This window comes from Massilia sp. CT11-108 (genome assembly GCF_047302915.1).
GTDB lineage: Bacteria > Pseudomonadota > Gammaproteobacteria > Burkholderiales > Burkholderiaceae_D > Telluria > Telluria orientalis.
On record NZ_JBKYMO010000612.1, the window covers coordinates 1 to 2,920 of the forward strand.

A 2,920-nucleotide genomic window follows, 5' to 3' on the forward strand; every position below is an offset into this window, starting at 1 on the left:
GGCGAGCAGCGCGCGTACGGCGCCCGCGTCGGCGGCGGGGGCACTGCCGGCCGCCACGAGCACGTTCACGAGACGCGTGGACGCGTCCACCTCGGCACGGATGTCGCTCCGGAGTGAATACAGTTGTATCAGCGTGGTCATGGCCAGCAGGCTGCCCAACAGAAGGCAGAGCGAGCCGAGAAGGCGGCGGCGCAGGTCCATGTTCCCCTCGTCATGTGTTGTTTGCCCTTGTGTACGCAACTTCCATACCAGTCGGGAATTTTTCCCTGTCGCCGCCACCGCGGCGCTGGAATAGTTCGTGCAAAAGAAAGCACAAGGAGACATCGATATGACCCGCACCGCACTCGCCGTCGCCGTCGCGGCACTCTGTCACGGCATCGCCGCGGCCGAACCGGCGCCCGCCATCGTGGAAATCGTCGGCACGACGCCGCTGCAGGGCCTCGGCGTCGCGCGCGAACGGATCCCCGCGAACGTCCAGGCGCTGGACGGCGACGACATGAACGACCCGTCCGCCGCGACCTTGCCGGCCGCGTTGAACCGGCGCCTGGGCAGCGTGTTCGTCAACGAGATCCAGGGCAATCCATTCCAGCCGGACGTCAGCTACCGCGGCTTCACCGCGTCGCCGCTGCTCGGCACGCCGCAGGGATTGTCCGTCTACGTGGACGGAGTGCGCATGAACCAGCCGTTCGGCGACGTCGTCAGCTGGGACCTGATCCCGCGCGCGGCCATTTCCACGCTGAGTCTCATGCCGGGCTCGAATCCGCTGTTCGGCCTGAACACGCTGGGCGGCGCGCTCGCGGTCCGCACGAAGGATGGCCTGCACGATGCGGGCAGCGCCGTGCAGGCGCAGGCGGGCGGTTACGGCCACGGCGAGGTCGTGTTCGAGCACGGTGGGCACGACGACCGCGGCCTGCACTGGTACGTCACGGGCATGGCGTTCCGCGACGGCGGCTGGCGCGACGACTCGCCCACGCGCCTCGGCCAGATGTTCGGCAAGGCGGGCTGGCACGACGGCGTCACGGACGTGGCGGCGAGCGTCGCACTGTCCGGCAGCCGCCTGGCCGGCAACGGGCTGCAGGAGCAGCGGATGCTCGACCGGGACTACGCGAGCGTCTACACGAAGCCGGACGTGACGCGCAACCGCGCCGTGCTGCTCAACCTGACCGGCAGCCGCAAGGTGGCGGACGACGTGCTGTTGTCCGGGAACGCGTATTACCGCCACATCCGCACGACGACGTTCAATGGCGACTTGAACGATGACGACGACGGATTATTCGACGCCATCGTCAACCGCACCGCGAGCACGCAGACGAACCATGGGCTGAGCGGACAGGCCGAGTTTTCCGGCCGCCTGACAGTGGGCGCGGCGTACGACGCGAGCCGCGCGGACTTCCGCCAGGATGCGCAATATGGCGACTTGCATGCGGACCGCAGCGTCACGCCGGTGCGCGTGTTCGACGACGACATGGCCATCGACCTCGTCGGCCGCACGCGCACGTGGAGCGTCTTCGCGACGGATACCATCGACCTGCGCGACGACCTGCACGTCACGCTGTCCGGGCGCTACAACCGGACGGCGGTGCACAACCGCGACCGGATCAATCCGGGCGGCGGCAGCGGCTCGCTCGACGGCGACCACCATTTTGGCCGCTTCAATCCGGCGCTCGGCATCACCTGGGCACCGTCGCGCAAGTTCAACGTCCATGCCGGCTACGACGAAGGCAGCCGCACGCCGACGGCCGTGGAACTGGGCTGCGCGGATCCGGAAAATCCCTGCAAGCTGCCGAACGCGATGGCGGGCGATCCGCCGCTGAAGCAGGTCGTCACGCGCACGTGGGAAGCGGGTGTGCGCGGTACCATCGGCCGGATGCACTGGAACGCCAGCGTGTTCCGCGCGACGAACGACGACGACATCCTGTTCGTCGCGGACGATGCGGCGGGCTTCGGCTACTTCCGCAATTTCGGCCGCACGCGGCGCCAGGGCGTCGAGCTGGGCGTCGACGGCCGCGCCGGGCCGGTGACCGTCTCCGCCTACTACACGTACCTGCACGCGACGTTCGCAAGCGGCGAGACGGTGGGCGGCGAGGGCAACAGCAGCGCGGATGCCGACGGCAATATCGCGATCCATCCCGGCGACCGCATCCCCCTGATTCCGCGCCACGTGTTCAAGGCGCGCGCGGCATGGCAGATCCTGCCTGCGTGGTCGGCGGAACTGGGCGTGCTGGCGGTTTCCGGCTCGACGGCGCGCGGCAACGAGAACGGCCTGCACCGCCCGGACGGCGCGGCGTACCTGGGCCGCGGCGCGACGACTGGCCATGCCGTGTTCGACTTCGGCACGGCGTTCCAGGCGACGCCACGCCTGCGCGTGTTCGCCCAGGTCGACAACCTGCTCGACCGGCGCTATGCGACGGCGGCGCAGCTCGGCACGACCGGGTTCGATGCGGACGGCAGCTTCGTCAAGGATGACCGCGTGCACTCGACGTTCTACGCGCCCGGCGCGCCGCGCACGGTTCGAGTGGGGGTGCGCTACACGTTCAACTGAGCTTCGACCGACGGCTCACACCCACAGCCGGTACATCCAGAACGATTCGTCCTCGGCGAAGCGGCGCGCGAACTCCGCCGGGGTGAAGCCGGTGATGCGCCGGACGGCGCGCGTCATGTGGGCCTGGTCGGCAAAACCTGCGTCCAGCGCCATCGTGGCCCAGTCGAACGGCTGGCCGGCGTCGTGACGGTCGCGCGCCGCGAAGAACAGGCCTTCCGTGCGCACGATCGACTGCCATTCGCGCAGCGAGCGGCCGCTGAACGATTTGATGCGGCGCTCCACGTGGCGCGGACTGTGCTCGCGCCGCCATTCGTGCGCCTGCCACGCGAGGCGCTCGACCCAGTTGCGGCCGAGCTGGCGCAGCGACGGCTGGTCCGT

Annotated in this window: 2 protein-coding genes and 1 pseudogene; 1 reads left to right on the top strand and 2 read right to left on the bottom strand. The window is 69.3% G+C overall.

Features of this window, described 5'->3' with window-relative positions:
* Positions 1-201: pseudogene (locus tag ACEN88_RS28310) on the bottom strand (sensor histidine kinase); the annotation flags it as partial.
* Between the two features lie 127 nt (positions 202-328).
* Here ACEN88_RS28310 and ACEN88_RS28315 point away from each other — a divergent pair.
* Positions 329-2,542, top strand: a complete 2,214-nt coding sequence (locus ACEN88_RS28315; protein ID WP_413345024.1) for a TonB-dependent receptor — start codon at positions 329-331, stop codon at positions 2,540-2,542.
* Positions 2,543-2,557: 15 nt separating this feature from the next.
* Here the strand turns inward: ACEN88_RS28315 and ACEN88_RS28320 are convergent.
* The coding region (locus ACEN88_RS28320) for a helix-turn-helix domain-containing protein (protein WP_413345026.1) at positions 2,558-2,920 on the bottom strand (363 nt) is incomplete at its 5' end.